We start from the raw sequence: 13,761 nt of genomic DNA, 5'->3' as shown, positions 1-13,761 counted from the left end.
CGGCGATGCCTGATGCTCCGCTGCGCGCCGGCTTCGGCGCCCGGCTCGCCGAAGCGGTGAGCCGGCGCGGGCCGCTGTGCGTGGGCATCGACCCGCACCCGTCGCTGCTGCACGCCTGGCAGCTGGGGGAGAGCCCCCAGGCCTTGGAGCGGTTCGCGATGACCGTGGTGGAGGCGCTGGCCGACCGGGTGGCGCTGCTCAAGCCGCAGTCGGCGTTCTTCGAGGCCTACGGGTCCGCGGGCATCGCGGTGTTGGAGAAGGTGATCGCGGAGTCGCAGCAGGCCGGTGCGCTGGTGCTGCTGGACGTCAAGCGCGGCGACATCGGCTCGACGATGACGGCCTACGCGATGGCCTACCTCGACGAGCGCGCCCCGCTGGCGGTCGACGCGATCACGGTCTCGCCGTACCTCGGCTACGGCTCGCTGGCCCCGGCCATCGGCCTGGCCGAGCAGAACGGCAGGGGCGTGTTCGTGCTGGCCCGCACCTCCAACCCGGAGGGCGTGGGCCTGCAGCAGTCGGTCCACGGCAGCGGCGACACGGTCGGTCAGTACATCGTGGACTCCGCGGCGGAGAGCAACCTGGGCAAGGAGCCGATGGGGCACGTGGGCGTGGTGGCAGGCGCCACCATCCCCGCGGGGGAGCTGGACTTCTCCGACCTCAACGGCCCCATCCTCGCCCCGGGTCTCGGCGCCCAGGGCGCCACGGTGAAGGACCTCAAGGCCGTCTTCGGCCGGGCCCTCCCGCACGTCCTCCCGACCACGTCGCGAGACGTCCTCCGCCACGGCCCGGAGGTCAAGTCCCTGCGAGACACCCACACCCGCCTCGCAGACGACATCAACCACCAGCTCAACGACTGAGCCGATCACAACACCCGTCCCCGGCACGACGTTCTCGCGCCGGGGACGGGTGTTTCGCGTCGAATTCCCGATGCCGCCCACCTCCGACGAGCCGACCGGACAACACCTTCACCGAAACCCCCACGCCCCCACCGACACCTCGGATACCGTCCCCGCAGTGAAGTCGATCAGGGAGAGCTTCCAGTGATCGAGGTTCTTGCGGTTCGCCAGCAGTGGTGCAGGCGTGGTGAGTCGATCCTGTGGTGTCACAGCACGCAGCTGAGCTGTGGCTTCGACGTGGAAGGGCTGGACTCGCGGGGCAAGCCGAAGAGCGAGAAGCTTCGCTCCTACAACGGCGGTGACCGCACCGCTGCCCACCTCGGCGGGGTCATCGGCGAGTACAAGGCGCCGATGACACCATTGGGCCCTGTTGCTCGAACTCTCGATGTGGACTTCTCGAACGCCCTGCTGCCTTCTGCCCCGGTTCGTGAGGGTCGGATCCACGGTGATGAGTGGGTTCACGACCCCACGATTCGGGGCTGGGTGCTCGCCGAGTCGTCGAACTGCGATGCAGTGGCGTGCGCGAACCAGCTGGTGGCGGCCGGCACCGAAGGCTGGTTCATCGAGACCGATCTGCGCATCGCTGTGGTCGTCGAGGAAACCGTGGTCAGCAAATCCGATATCGATGAGGGCGAAGGCAAAGCAGCGGGACTGGGTGGTCTGCTGGGGAAAGCCCGCTCGGCGGTCAGCACGGTGGCTGAGTCCCTGCACGGCGGGGATTCGCTGGTGACGCTCTGGGAATACCAGTGCGATCAGCTGGCCGACATCACCGAAGTCAGGCGGGGACGCTGGTCGGAATCGCTGTACGCCATCGTGGGCCGCTTTCGCGACGGTTCGGTTATCGAACTCAAACGGGACCGCGATCTCCCAGGAATCTAGACGGTCCCACCACCGAGGCGATCTTCCTCGACGTCGCAGCGGGTGCGGTGGGGGTGTTCGAACTTCGCGCGAAGTTTGGGTGAACTGCTCCGTTCGGGTGATCGGCGTTGGCCGCTGTTCGGTGGATGCTCCGAACCTCCCCGTCGTGGCCGGAATCGCCTGAGCAGCGGGGATTCTTTCGGTGATCACCGGTGTCCAGCCGGCTCGTTGGAGGGGTGCAAGCTGGTGATCGCGGGGTGATCTTCACCCGTTAGGGTCGCTGTGTTGAGGGGTTCGGAGGGTTGGCTCGATGACCGACGATGCTCCGCTGCTGGGCGCGCGGTACCGGTTGGGGTCTCGTCTCGGTGGCGGCGGGATGGCCGACGTGCACCGGGCGATGGACACCCGCCTGCAGCGGTTGGTCGCGGCCAAGGTCTTCCGCTCGGCGACCGATGAGCTGGGGCGCAAGCGCTTCGCGGAGGAAGCGCGCATCCTGGCGGGCCTGAGCCACCCCGGTCTGGTGACGGTGCACGACTTCAGCGCCGACGAGGACGAGCTGTTCCTGATCATGGAGTTGATCGAGGGCGGCACGCTGGCCGACGCCACCGAGTCCGGTCCGATGCGTCCCGAGGACGTCGCCGACATCGGGGGAAAGCTCGCCGACGTGCTGGCCTACGTGCACGGCAACGACGTCGTGCATCGCGACGTCAAGCCCACCAACGTCCTCATCGGCAACGACGGCCGCGCCTACCTGGCTGACTTCGGGGTGTCGCGACTGGCCGACGCGGCGGGCCGGCTGACCGACTCGCGCATGGTCGTCGGCACCACCACCTACATGGCTCCGGAGCAGGTCTCCGGTGGTGACGTGGGATTCCCGGCGGACGTGTACGCGCTGGGTCTGGTGCTGCTGGAGTGCGTGACCGGCCGCGTGGAGTACCCGGGCGGGCCGGACGCGGCCGTGGCGCGGCTGGTCCGCCCGCCGCAGATCCCGTTCAGCATCCCCGCCCGCCTGCGGCGCGGCCTGCTGGCGATGCTCGCCGCCGACCCGGCGCGCCGCATCACCGCCGAGCAGGCCGGTGACCTGCTCAACGGCCGCACCACCGAGGTCATCGCCCCGGTCCCGCCGCCGCTGCCGGCGCCGCCACCGCGCATCCCGCAGCAGCGGGCGCACCGCCCGCCGACGCAGTCGATGCCGATCCAGCCGCAACCCTCGCACCCACCTCTCGCACCGGTCGCGGCCGGACTGCTCGTGGTGGTGATCCTGGCCGCGCTCATCGTCGCCTTCTGGCCCGATGGGTCCGAAACGCCCGGATTGCCACCGGTTTCCGGAAGTCCCGGTGTCGATCGGTTACCCGAGGACCTGGCGAACCTGGAGAGGCTGGTGCGCGGATGAACCGGTTGCTGCCCTCCCTGCTCCTGGTCGGGTTCGTGCTGGCCGGCTGCGGTGACGACCCCCAGGTGCGGACGCGGTTGAGCGCCCGCGTCGCCGAGGTGAAGGCCGCGGCCCTGGCGCAGAACCGCCTCGACACCGAGACCGCGCTGGCCGCGCTGCATCGCGAGATCGCCGAGGCGGTCGCCGACGGCGCGCTGGACTCCGACCGCGCCGGATCCATCATGGCCGCCGCCGACCGGGTCGCCGAGGACGTGCGCACGATCCCGGCACCCGGTGCGGCCCCGGTCACCGTGACGGTCAACCCGCCGGAACCCCGCAGCGAGGACAAGAAGTCACGAGGCGGCGACGGCTGACCATCCCCTCCGACCCACCCCACCCCTCAACACCTCCGGATTACCCCGGTTTTCAGGCACCCGATTACGGCGGTTTTCAGGGCCCCGGAATACCGCAGTTCTCGGGTGCCGGATTACGGGAGTTTTCGGGGACCGGATTACTGCGGTTCTCCGGGTACCTGATTACGGCGGTTTCGGGGTGTTGATTGCGGTGATCCGGGTCTTCGGGACGGCGGCGGGGAGGACGACGGCGGGGTCACCAGCTCAGCGCCCACGGGGTCACGTCCGCCAGCGGATCAGCGGGAAGTCGTGCGGGGCGGACGTATTCGACCCGCACCACCGGGCCGGGTGAGGGCAGCATCTGGCGGTGGACGAAGGCGGGCAGCAGCGTGGCCGGATCGACGAAGTAGGTCAGGTCCGCGCCGGCCCCGGTGTTGTCCGCGGGCTGGAACGGGTACGTCCTCGGGTCCACGCCCGCGTCGTGCAGCGCGAACAGCAAGTGCTGCATGTCCCACGCCGTGCCGTCGTGCTCGGTGGGACGCGCCCGCACCGGAATCCGCAGGTAGCGCTTGCCGCCGACGTCGACCGGGGTGGGCGGCAGCGGGGTGAGGAACCGGTGCTCGCCGCGCAGCGACTCCACCACCGCGTCGGCCTGCGAGTCCGACAGGCCCCCGGGAATGATCCCATCGCCAAGCAGCGGGCGTGTGCTGACCTGGCACAACGAGCTCGATTCGGGTTCGTCCCACGTCTTGCGGGAGGGCAGGTAGCCGTGGCGAACGCCGTCGACGCACCTGGTCCGCACGACGCTCTCGCCGCGCCAGTGCTCGATGCTGGTCCCGACGTGGTGCCCCGACCGGTGGTCGAAGATCTCGTCGCTGACCAGCACCATCCGCCGCGTCGCGGCGGCCTCGGGCGTGTCGAAGCGTTCGCGCCGGGTGTGCACGACGGGCTGGGTGGCCTGCCGCCGGTAGACCTCCCAGAACAGGTCCTCGGGCCGTTCCGGCGCCTCGGTCGCGCAGCCCGCCAGCAGCGCCCACAGCATCAGGCAGGTCATCAGTCGCACAGCGCTTCCACGACGTCGCGAGCCTCGGCGCGGAACGCCTGGTCGAGGAAGTAGAGCTTGTCGGCGACGTCGGTGAGCCGGCTGCGCGCGACCACGACCTCCGCGCCCTCCTGGGCGATGGAGATCTCGTCCCGCACCAGCAGCGTCACCACGACCTCGCCGTGGCGCTCGCACGCCGGAATTCGCCAACTGGCGCACATGTTCTCGTCCCTCCACAGTGGAAATAGTGACGGGATCGAATGTGCGCGCGTGACGGTCGGGCACGCAACATCCCGTTCCGGGGACCGCAGCGACGTGACCTCCGGGCAAACCCGGGGCTGCGCGATCAGCGGGAACGATCGGACGCGACCGAGTGATCGGCAAAAGGCGCGACGAACTTGCCGAAGAATTGGGGTGGAATGGTGAGCGGGAGAGAACACATCCCCTCTTCCCGCTCTCATCTTACAGGGGGTGGGGGGACTTGCGGCAAGGCCCCGGGTGTGCCGCACAATGCTCGGCCTGGGCCGAGACCAGCGAAAACGCGGTGCCCGGCTGGGGGAATCGATCACTTGCGAGGAACACGTGTCCCAGCACGAACAAGAACTGACGTCCGAACGCGCCTACGTCGCGGAGCTCTACGAACAGCTCGACGCCGAACGCGCGCGGGTCGAGACGCGCTACGAGGAGGCGCTGCGGGGGACCGGCGCGTCGGCGATGGAGCGCGACGTGGAGGTGCGGGCGCAGGCCAGGGAGCTCAAGCGGCTCGGCGTGGCCGACCAGGGCCTGTGCTTCGGCCGGCTCGACGCGGTCGACGGAGAGCGCCGCTACATCGGCAGGATCGGGTTGTTCGACTCGGACGACGACTACCGGCCGCTGCTGCTGGACTGGCGTGCCCCGGCGGCACGTCCGTTCTACATCGCCACCGCGGCCAGTCCGGAGAACATGCGCCGGCGCCGCCAGTTCCACACCCGAGGCCGCGAGATCACCGACTTCACCGACGAGGTCCTGGGGCGTCCGGACGGGGAATCCGATGGTGACGCGGCGCTGCTCGCCGCGGTCAACGCTCCGCGCGGGGAGGGGATGCGCGACATCGTCGCCACCATCCAGGCCGAGCAGGACCGCATCATCCGGCTCGACCACGCGGGTGTGGTGGTCATCGAGGGCGGTCCGGGAACCGGCAAGACCGTCGTGGCGCTGCACCGCGTCGCCTACCTGCTCTACACGCAGCGCGAGCGGATGGAGCGCAGCGGTGTGCTGGTCGTCGGCCCGAACCCGGCGTTCCTCACCCACATCGGCCGCGTCCTGCCGTCGCTGGGGGAGTCCGACGTCGTGTTCGCCACCACCGGAGACCTGGTGCCCGGCCTGCACGTCACGGCCGAGGACGCGCCGGAGGTCGCGCGGCTCAAGGGTTCGCTGAAGATCCTCGACGTGCTCAACGCCGCGGTCGCCGACCGCCAGCGGTTGCCGGAGCAGCCGCTGCACATCGAGCTGGAGGACGTGACGGTCCGCATCGACGCCGCGACCGCCGAGTGGGCGCGCGAGGAGGCCCGCGACAGCGGCCTGCCGCACAACGAGGCCCGCGCGGTGTTCACCGACATCGTCACCTACGTGCTGACCGAACGCGCCATCGGCCGCATTGGGAAGGGCTGGCTGACCAGGGACAACAAGGAGGTGTGGGAGAACCTGCGGGCCGATCTGCTCTCCGAGCTGGGCGAGCACCCGGCGTTCACCGAAGCCCTCGACGAGCTGTGGCCGATCCTCACCCCGCAGCAGCTCCTGGTCGACCTGTACTCATCGGCAGAGCGGTTGCGGGCGGCCGGTGCGGAGTCGCTGCACCGCGCTGATGGCCAGGCGTGGACGGTGTCGGACGTCCCTCTGCTCGACGAGCTCGTCGACCTGCTGGGCGTGGTGAAGACGTCCGACCCGGTGGCCTCGGAACGAGCCGCCGAAGCCGAGTACGCCGCCGGGGTCCTGGAGATCATGCAGACCGAGCGGCACGACATGATGGACGACGAAGACCACTTGCTCGCCCAGGACATGCTGCACGCCGAAGATCTGGCCGAGCGATTCGTCGAGCACGACACCCGCGATCTCGCCGAGCGCGCTGCCGCCGACCGGGACTGGACCTACCGGCACGTCGTCGTCGACGAGGCCCAAGAACTGTCCGAAATGGACTGGCGAGTTCTGATGCGCCGATGCCCGAGCCGCTCGTTCACCGTCGTCGGGGACCTGGCGCAGCGCCGCTCAGCGGCCGGTGCCGAGGCGTGGGGCGCGATGCTGGACCGCTACGTCCCCGGCCGCTGGGCGTACCGCGAGCTGACGGTCAACTACCGCACCCCGGCGGAGATCATGCAGGTGGCGGCGTCGCTGCTGGCCGACTTCGCCCCCGACGTGGCACCTCCGGAATCGGTCCGCTCATGCGGGGTCGCGCCCTGGCACCGCCAGGTCGAGGAGGGCGAAATCGCTTCTGCCATCGACGATTTCAACCGGCAGGAGGCGGGTCGCGAGGGAACCAGCGTCGTCATCGGGCCGCGAGGGTTCCCGGGTGCGGTCCCGCCCGCGGAGACCAAGGGCTTGGAGTTCGACGCGGTTCTCGTGGTCGAACCGGGCCGGATCCTCGCCGAGGGCGACCGAGGTGTCGCGGAGCTCTACGTCGCCCTGACCCGGGCGACGCAGCGGTTGGGAGTCGTGCACGCCGAACCGCTCCCCGAGGTTCTGTCCGCGCTGAGCTCGTGATCCGGCCACGTTAAGCGGGTGAGCGACCGGGGCGATTGGTGGTAGCAGGTGAATCCCGTTGCGGTCCAGCGCCGCGGCATCACCCCGGCCGCAACCGCGGTCAGAGGGGCTCGGAGATGAACAGGTAGTTGCGCCGATCCGAGGTGACGGTTTCGGCGGGAACCCATTCCTGCCGATTCCACACGTGCATTCGGTATCCCAGATCCCGCAGCGTGGTGGTGAATTCAGCGGCGGTGGTGGAATACCGGGACAGATGGCGGTCTTCGATCTCCAGCAGTAAGGTCGGCCGGTTCGCCCCGATGATCTCCCGCGCACCGGAGATGACGGTCGGTTCGAAGCCTTCCACGTCGATCTTCATGAAGTCCACGCGCGAGATCGACTTCTCCGCGCAGAACTCGTCGACCGATCGAATCGGGGTGGACCAGCTGCGGGTGCGGGTGAAAGTGGAATTCGGTCGGCTCTGCCGCATCCCGTCGTTGACGTGCGCATGCCCGTGAATCGGGGCGAAACCGAACTTCACCGGCAGCGACATCTCCAGTTCACCCGATCGTTCACCGACCGCGGCATCGATGACGTGCACGTTCTCCAGGTTCGAAGCGCGGACGCCGGTACGCAGAATTCGCCGAGGTTTTGGCTGGGGTTCGAACGAGTGCACCGCACCGGACGGTCCGACCAGCTGCGCCAGGCTGAAGCTGTACATCCCGTACGCGGCACCGATGTCGAAGCAGACATCACCCGCGCGCACCAGCTGCGACAACCCCTGCAATTCCGGTTCCGCCAGCGAAACCGACGCCGCAGCGCGCAGCGTGCCCGCAATTGCGGAGAGCCGCTTGCGCGGTGAACTGGGAGACAGAGTCGTGGACGCGGTGGTGGTGTGCACGATGCTCATCCTTCGGTGATCGCTGGGAACTGCGCCGGGATTGTCGATTTCCGAGGTCGTTTCAGACGATCGAAGTCTAACGAGCGGGGTGCGCGTCGACATGCGGTACAGGCCCTGAGTTTCCCTTAAGGGCCGGTGCGTTCTTTCCCGATCGACGATCTTCGCGTCCGTGCCGGCCTTACGGTGGTGACCATTCCGGGGAAGACCGCCGGTCTTCCCCGGACTTCAGCCCCGGGTCGCGGCTTCTGGTGCTTCGGCCACCCACCGGAGGACACCAGGCGTGCGCTCTACCTGGGGTCGGATCGCGCGGAGCTGGAGCGGTACTTCGACAGCGTCCGCCCGTGGGGCGTCATCGACACCCGGTTCCTGCGGAGACGCAATTCGACGGCGAGGTCGTGTGGATCGTGGAAGGACCGAAGCAGCCCTGGTCGCAGCTGTGGCCGCGGATGCACCACATGGGGCTGCACGATTGAGCCCGCCTCCTCGGGCGGACGGCAGGAACGTCCGTGATTTCCGTCCGAAGTGGACGATCCTGGGAGTGCGGTCCGAGCTCAACTCGTGATCCGGTTCCCGAGGGTCTCGACGCCCGGGCCTCGCAGGTCGGGCAGGGCGACCGCTCGTCCGGTGACGGCCAGCGTCAACGCCTCGCTCGGGCCGCGGATCTCGCCACCTTCGCCCCAGGCCCAGTCCTGGTCCGTGGCGATGAGTCGCAGGCCTGTGAGGCGGCTGGCGGGCAGGAAGGCGCGGGCGCCGTTCGTGGTGGTGAGGAAGTCCAGCGCCGGTCGCCACGAGCTCGGCGGCGGGTTGACGTCGAGGCCGAGCGGCCGGGCGGCGTCGCGCAGGTGGATGCACGTGTCGGCCATCGGACCGAAGGGCCCGACGAACGGCACGTTCAACTGCCGCCCGGCCAGCCGGCGCAGACCGGCCACGAGCTCGTCGGTGGGACGCTCGGCCCATTCGCGGGTCTGCTCGTCGACGTACCGGTCGAGGTCACCGCGGTAGCGAACGACCGTGCGCAGCACGCGAAACCAGCTGAACCGGGTTTCGAGCGGAGCGAGCAGGTGCGCGGCCACCTCCCGCACGGTCCACCCCGCGCACAGACTCGGCGTCGTCCACTGCTCCGGCGTCAACGATGCGAACATGTCGGCCGCCAGCCGACGATTCTCCTCCGCAATCCGGAAGAGCTCCTCGAAGTCCGATTTCACGCGTCGACCGTACGACACCCCACCGACACCGAACCCCCACTTCACCAACTCCCCAACCCTCCCGGGGCGAACCCCGCAGTCCTCACCCCAAACCCCATCCGCGTCCGCGGCGGGAACCCGGATTACCGCCGTAATCGGGGACCCGATTACCGCCGTATTCCGGTTCCCGCGACGGGACCAGGGTGCGGGTTGAGTCAGTTCGGGTTGTCCGGAACGAGGCGTAGCAGGAGTTCTGCCAGCTCGTGCGGGGTGGTGATCATGCAGTCGTGGCCGGTGGGGAGTTCCCAGACGACTTCGGGACTCCCGTTGGGTTGCACGGCTGGGACCGGGCGCCGGGCGAAGCCCGCGGGGACATCGGTGCAGTGGATGTGGACTCGGGAGATCGTCCGCACCGCGGGGTTGTCCAGGCGAACGGGTTCGCGGAGCGCCCCGACGGGCTGGTCGGACAGCATCGTCCGCAGCCAGGCCAGGTCGGCGGGGTCGGTGACGCCGAACAGGCCCTCCGGGGTTTCGGGCGGTGGTGGCACGCGGAAACCGCTGTCGGAGTCGAGCGCGAGGTCGATGGCCTTCCGCGCTTGCGGCATGACGTCGGCCGCGGTCTCGCCGTCGATGGGGACCATCGCGTCGAGGTAGACCAGCTGCGCGATCCTGTCGGGGACCTGGTTGGCGGCGTCGGAGATGACGAGCCCGGCGTAGCTGTGCCCGACGAGCACGACGTCGTGCAGGTCCTCGGCGAGGATCAGCCGGACGACATCGGCGGAGTGGGTGTGCAGCCCCACCTCCGGGCTCAGCAGGTGGGTGGTGTCGCCGTAGCCGGTCAGGGTCGGGGTGAGCACCCGGTGGTCGTGGAGCAGCGGAACCACCCGGTCCCACGCCCGACCGCTGTGCCAAGCGCCGTGCACCAGCAGAAACGTGGACATTCGTGCACTCCTTCGTCGTTGTGCCGATCACGTTGCCGCTGCCCCGCCACCTCAACCAGAGTCCCCGCGACCCTGGGGCTCGCAGGACCAGGCACGCCCCCATCCGCGCGCCTACGCTGGAGCTATGGGTGAGCAGAACCTGCTGGGCGAGTTCGTGCGCGCACGCCGTGAGCTGGTCACGCCTGAGCAGGCCGGGATCCCCGTGACAGGCGTGCGGCGAGTGCCAGGGCTGCGCAGGGAGGAGGTCGCGATGCTCGCCGGCATCAGCGCCGACTACTACCTGCGTTTGGAGCAGGGCCGCGACCGCAACCCGTCGGTTCAGGTGCTGGAGTCGCTCGCGCGCGTGCTGCTGCTCGACGAGGCCGCGACGGACCACCTGCTGCGCCTGGGCGCCGCCAAACCCAAGCGCCGCCGCCCGAAACCGGTGCAGAAGCTCCGGCCGAGCACGGCGAAACTCCTCGATTCACTGGCACTTCCGGCGTTCGTCGAGAGCCGCTACATGGACGTCCTCGCCGCCAACCCCCTGGCGACCGCGCTGTCACCACGCCTGGTGCCCGGGACCAACCGCCTGCGCGACATGTTCCTCGACCCCGCCGAGCGAGCGCTCTACCCGGATTGGGAGTCCGATTCGGTGAGCGCGGTCGCGGGTTTCCGGAAGGCGGTCGGCACGGACACCGACGATCCCCGCTACGTCGAGATCGTCGGGGAGCTCAGCCTCGCCAGCATCCGGTTCAGCAAGATTTGGGCGAGGCACGACGTTCTCGTGTGCGCGGCGGCGCCGATGCGCGTGGACCACCCGCAGGTCGGGGAGCTGGTGCTCAACCGGGAACGCCTCGGCGTCGAAGGCAGCCCGGGCCAAGCCCTGGTCATCTTCCACCCCGACCCCGGAACGGACAGCGCCGAGAAGCTGACCCTGCTCGCCACCACCTCGGTCACCCGCGACGCCTCCGAGCGCGCTAGCTGATCTCCTGAGCGAAGAGCTGCCGAACGATGGGAGGACCACATGCCCCGCACGATCGCGATCACCGGTGCCACCGACGGGCTCGGCCGGGCCTTGGCGCTGCGTCTGGCGAGCGAGGACGTCCGGCTCGTCCTGCACGGCCGTGACGCGGGCAAGGTCGATCAGGTCGCAGCCGAGGTCCGGGCCCGCGGTGCCGCTGCCGTCACCGCGACCGCCGACCTCGCCGAACTCGCCCAGGTCTCGATGCTGGCCGACACGATCGGCAGCAGCGTCGACAGGCTCGACGTGCTGGTCAACAACGCGGGCATCGGCTCGGGCGAGCCGGACGGGCGCGAGCGCCGGACCAGCGCGGACGGTCACGAGCTGCGCTTCGCGGTGAACTACCTGGCCACCTTCGCGCTCACCGAGAACCTGCTGCCGCTCCTGCGCTCCTCGGCGGGGGATGGACGTGCTGCCCGGGTGGTGCACGTGGCGTCGCTGGCGCAGGACCCGCTCGACTTCGACGACCTCATGCTCGAACGGGACTACTCGGGCTCCCGCGCCTACGGTCAGAGCAAGCTCGCGCAGATCATGCACAGCTTCGACCTCGCCGAGCGGTTCGCGCCGAACGAGCTGGCGGCGACCTGCCTGCACCCGGCCACCTTCATGCCGACCAAGATCGTCCTTTCGGAGGTCGGCAGGAGTTCGGACTCGCTGGAAACCGGAGTGGAGGCGACCCGCAGGCTCGCCGTTGACGAGTCCGCCGAAGGCGTCACCGGCCAGTTCTTCGATCGCCTCCGGCCCGCTCGGGCCCACGCCCAGGCCTACGACGCCGAGGCCAGGTCCACGCTCCGCGCCCGCACCCTCGCTCTCGTCTAGCGCGGCGAGTCGGCCAGCGAGGCGAGGATGATCTCCTGAGCTGCGCCGACCGTTGCGGAGAATGCGTCCGGGTCCCGACCGATGCGTTCGGCACCTGCCCGCATGACCCCCGACAGCAGTTCCACGGTGAGCCGTACGTCCCCGACCTCGCGGAACTCACCGCGCGCTGCGCCTTCGCGGATCAGGTCCTCCACCGCGACCACGATCGCGTGCAACGGGGCGTCGGGTCCCTTCTCGGTTAGCGAGTCGCTGGCGCCCGGCCGGAACATGAGCTGCAGGATCTGGTCCGAGCACGCGTCCAGGACTGCTTCGACGATCACCCGGATCCGGTCGGCGGCCGGCTCGTCGGTGCGCTCGGCGATCGCGGCCACCTTCTCCACCGCGGGTCGTCCTGCCCGCTCGGTCAACGCCACGATCAGCGCGTTCTTGTCCGGCGCGTAGTTGTACAGCGTGTTGCGCGCGAGGCCTGCCCGAGCGGCGATGTGCCCCACGTTGATCGAGTCGTAGTCGCGTTCGCTCAGCAGCTGTCGCGTCGCGTCGGCGAGATCGGCCCACACCATGTCGTGGTGCTCCTCGATGCTGGCTCCCCGGATCCGCGGCATCCGATCATTGTCCTCGCGTCGCGGCGTTTCGCCGACCCGGGCTACGAGGCACTCGAGAGGTGCTGGTTGTCCTGGTGCGTGGCGGTGAGCGTGACGCGGCTGAGGCGCCAACCGTCGGCCGTGCGCACCGCCTCGTTGTCGTAGAAGCCGACCACCAACCAGCAGCGGGGGCCTTCACCTGCGATCTCGCCCGGAACCCAGTGCTCGGCGCGGACGTGCGCGTGGATGGTCGCCCGGTCGTCGTCGATGTCGATGACGTGTCCGGTGATGGTGTGGTGCGTGGCGGTGTAGGGCGCGAACGCGGCGCGGATGGCCTCGGTGTACTCGCTCAGCGACGCGGTCATCGGTGGGATTCCGGCCACCGACGAGAAGTCGAGCGTGAACGGGTCGGTGTGCACCCGCCAGGGGAGCTCGGTGAACTCCTTGAGATCGGCGATGTCGGCGTACCGCCCGAGCAGCTCGACGAGCTCGGCTCGATCACTCGTGACGTCCATGGGCCCCAACCTCTCGCTCTTCACGACGATGCGTCGCAAAGAATACGACGAACTGTCGCGAAAATCCAGGACGAAGGACCGGGCGGGACGACAAGTGGTGGTTTTGGTCCGAACTGACCGGGCACAAAACGGGCATTGATCATGGACGGTTCGGACCAAAACCGCCCCGTGGTCACCGCTCTCGCGAAGCCGAGTGCCTTGGCCGCCGTCCGAGCGGCCGACCCAGGCGACTACCTGCGCATGATCTTGATGATGATCTGTCCGACGATGAACCAGATCAACGCGGCCAGCGCGTAGTTGAGCACCACGCCGAGCAGGGCGTCGTCCGGGGTGAAGACGTCACCGGACACCGACGATCCCCGCTACGTCGAGATCGTCGGGGAGCTCAGCCTCGCCAGCATCCGGTTCAGCAAGATCTGGGCGAGGCACGACGTTCTCGTGTGCGCGGCGGCGCCGATGCGCGTGGACCACCCGCAGGTCGGGGAGCTGGTGCTCAACCGGGAACGCCTCGGCGTCGAAGGCAGCCCGGGCCAAGCCCTGGTCATCTTCCACCCCGACCCCGGAACGGACAGCGCCGAGAAGCT

At 69.2% G+C, this 13,761-nt stretch carries 15 protein-coding genes; 8 read left to right on the top strand and 7 right to left on the bottom strand.

The genetic code is table 11. The annotated features are described in order from the left end of the window. The first annotated feature begins 5 nt into the window (after positions 1-5). The 4 genes from pyrF (at position 6) to E1181_RS22155 (ending at position 3,500) form a co-directional block, all read left to right on the top strand. Positions 6-857 carry an orotidine-5'-phosphate decarboxylase gene (gene pyrF, locus E1181_RS22170; protein ID WP_132677577.1) on the top strand — a complete coding sequence of 284 codons (852 nt, stop codon included), beginning with the start codon at positions 6-8 and terminating at the stop codon, positions 855-857. A 183-nt stretch (positions 858-1,040) separates the two neighbouring features. Then, positions 1,041-1,775 (top strand): hypothetical protein, encoded by a 735-nt coding sequence (locus E1181_RS22165; RefSeq protein ID WP_132677576.1) that lies wholly within the window; start codon positions 1,041-1,043, stop codon positions 1,773-1,775. Between the two features lie 289 nt (positions 1,776-2,064). Further along, positions 2,065-3,147, top strand: a complete 1,083-nt coding sequence (locus E1181_RS22160) for a serine/threonine-protein kinase (protein ID WP_132677575.1) — start codon at positions 2,065-2,067, stop codon at positions 3,145-3,147. Next, positions 3,144-3,500, top strand: a complete 357-nt coding sequence (locus tag E1181_RS22155; protein WP_132677574.1) for a hypothetical protein — start codon at positions 3,144-3,146, stop codon at positions 3,498-3,500. Before E1181_RS22160 ends, E1181_RS22155 begins: the two co-directional genes overlap by 4 nt. Positions 3,501-3,735: 235 nt before the next feature. Here the strand turns inward: E1181_RS22155 and E1181_RS22150 are convergent, their stop codons facing one another. Together E1181_RS22150 and E1181_RS22145 are read right to left on the bottom strand one after the other, a co-directional pair. Further along, positions 3,736-4,542: a hypothetical protein gene (locus tag E1181_RS22150; RefSeq protein WP_132677573.1), complete on the bottom strand. Its 807-nt coding sequence runs from the start codon at positions 4,540-4,542 to the stop codon at positions 3,736-3,738. After that, complete coding sequence (locus tag E1181_RS22145) at positions 4,533-4,742, bottom strand: hypothetical protein (RefSeq protein ID WP_132677572.1); 210 nt, start codon at positions 4,740-4,742, stop codon at positions 4,533-4,535. The genes E1181_RS22150 and E1181_RS22145 overlap by 10 nt, the downstream gene beginning before the upstream one ends. Before the next feature lie 361 nt (positions 4,743-5,103). On the opposite strand from E1181_RS22145, the gene helR reads away from it, so the two are divergent. Continuing rightward, positions 5,104-7,257, top strand: coding sequence for an RNA polymerase recycling motor ATPase HelR (gene helR / locus E1181_RS22140; protein WP_235876947.1), 2,154 nt, complete (start codon positions 5,104-5,106; stop codon positions 7,255-7,257). Positions 7,258-7,357: 100 nt separating this feature from the next. On the opposite strand, the gene E1181_RS22135 is transcribed toward helR, so the two are convergent. From E1181_RS22135 to E1181_RS22125, 3 genes are all read right to left on the bottom strand, one after another. Continuing rightward, positions 7,358-8,239: an FkbM family methyltransferase gene (locus tag E1181_RS22135; protein ID WP_207922253.1), complete on the bottom strand. Its 882-nt coding sequence runs from the start codon at positions 8,237-8,239 to the stop codon at positions 7,358-7,360. A gap of 449 nt (positions 8,240-8,688) precedes the next feature. Beyond that, positions 8,689-9,342 (bottom strand): maleylpyruvate isomerase family mycothiol-dependent enzyme, encoded by a 654-nt coding sequence (locus E1181_RS22130; protein ID WP_207922252.1) that lies wholly within the window; start codon positions 9,340-9,342, stop codon positions 8,689-8,691. A 194-nt stretch (positions 9,343-9,536) separates the two neighbouring features. Beyond that, the gene (locus tag E1181_RS22125; RefSeq protein WP_132677571.1) at positions 9,537-10,262 is read right to left on the bottom strand and encodes an alpha/beta hydrolase; all 726 of its coding nucleotides are present in this window, start codon (positions 10,260-10,262) and stop codon (positions 9,537-9,539) included. A gap of 124 nt (positions 10,263-10,386) precedes the next feature. Here E1181_RS22125 and E1181_RS22120 point away from each other — a divergent pair, with 124 nt between their 5' ends. Both E1181_RS22120 and E1181_RS22115 read left to right on the top strand, forming a co-directional pair. Next, entirely contained in the window at positions 10,387-11,226 is an 840-nt protein-coding gene (locus E1181_RS22120) for a helix-turn-helix transcriptional regulator (RefSeq protein WP_132677570.1), read from the top strand. Between the two features lie 39 nt (positions 11,227-11,265). Beyond that, complete coding sequence (locus E1181_RS22115; protein ID WP_132677569.1) at positions 11,266-12,081, top strand: SDR family NAD(P)-dependent oxidoreductase; 816 nt, start codon at positions 11,266-11,268, stop codon at positions 12,079-12,081. Here E1181_RS22115 and E1181_RS22110 read toward each other — a convergent pair. Both E1181_RS22110 and E1181_RS22105 read right to left on the bottom strand, forming a co-directional pair. Next, on the bottom strand, positions 12,078-12,683 hold the full coding sequence (locus E1181_RS22110; protein ID WP_132677568.1) for a TetR/AcrR family transcriptional regulator: 606 nt from the start codon (positions 12,681-12,683) through the stop codon (positions 12,078-12,080). The two genes, E1181_RS22115 and E1181_RS22110, sit on opposite strands and share 4 nt — an antisense overlap. Before the next feature lie 41 nt (positions 12,684-12,724). Further along, positions 12,725-13,177, bottom strand: coding sequence for a nuclear transport factor 2 family protein (locus E1181_RS22105; RefSeq protein ID WP_132677567.1), 453 nt, complete (start codon positions 13,175-13,177; stop codon positions 12,725-12,727). 330 nt (positions 13,178-13,507) lie between these two features. Here E1181_RS22105 and E1181_RS22100 point away from each other — a divergent pair. Continuing rightward, positions 13,508-13,761, top strand: a 254-nt coding sequence (locus tag E1181_RS22100) for an MmyB family transcriptional regulator (protein ID WP_456238799.1), incomplete at its 3' end; no start/stop codon positions are given.

It is taken from the genome of Saccharopolyspora terrae (assembly GCF_004348435.1).
GTDB classification, from domain to species: domain Bacteria; phylum Actinomycetota; class Actinomycetes; order Mycobacteriales; family Pseudonocardiaceae; genus Saccharopolyspora; species Saccharopolyspora endophytica.
Note: the sequence above shows the minus strand (reverse complement) of the source record. Positions and strands in the feature narration are given on the sequence as shown.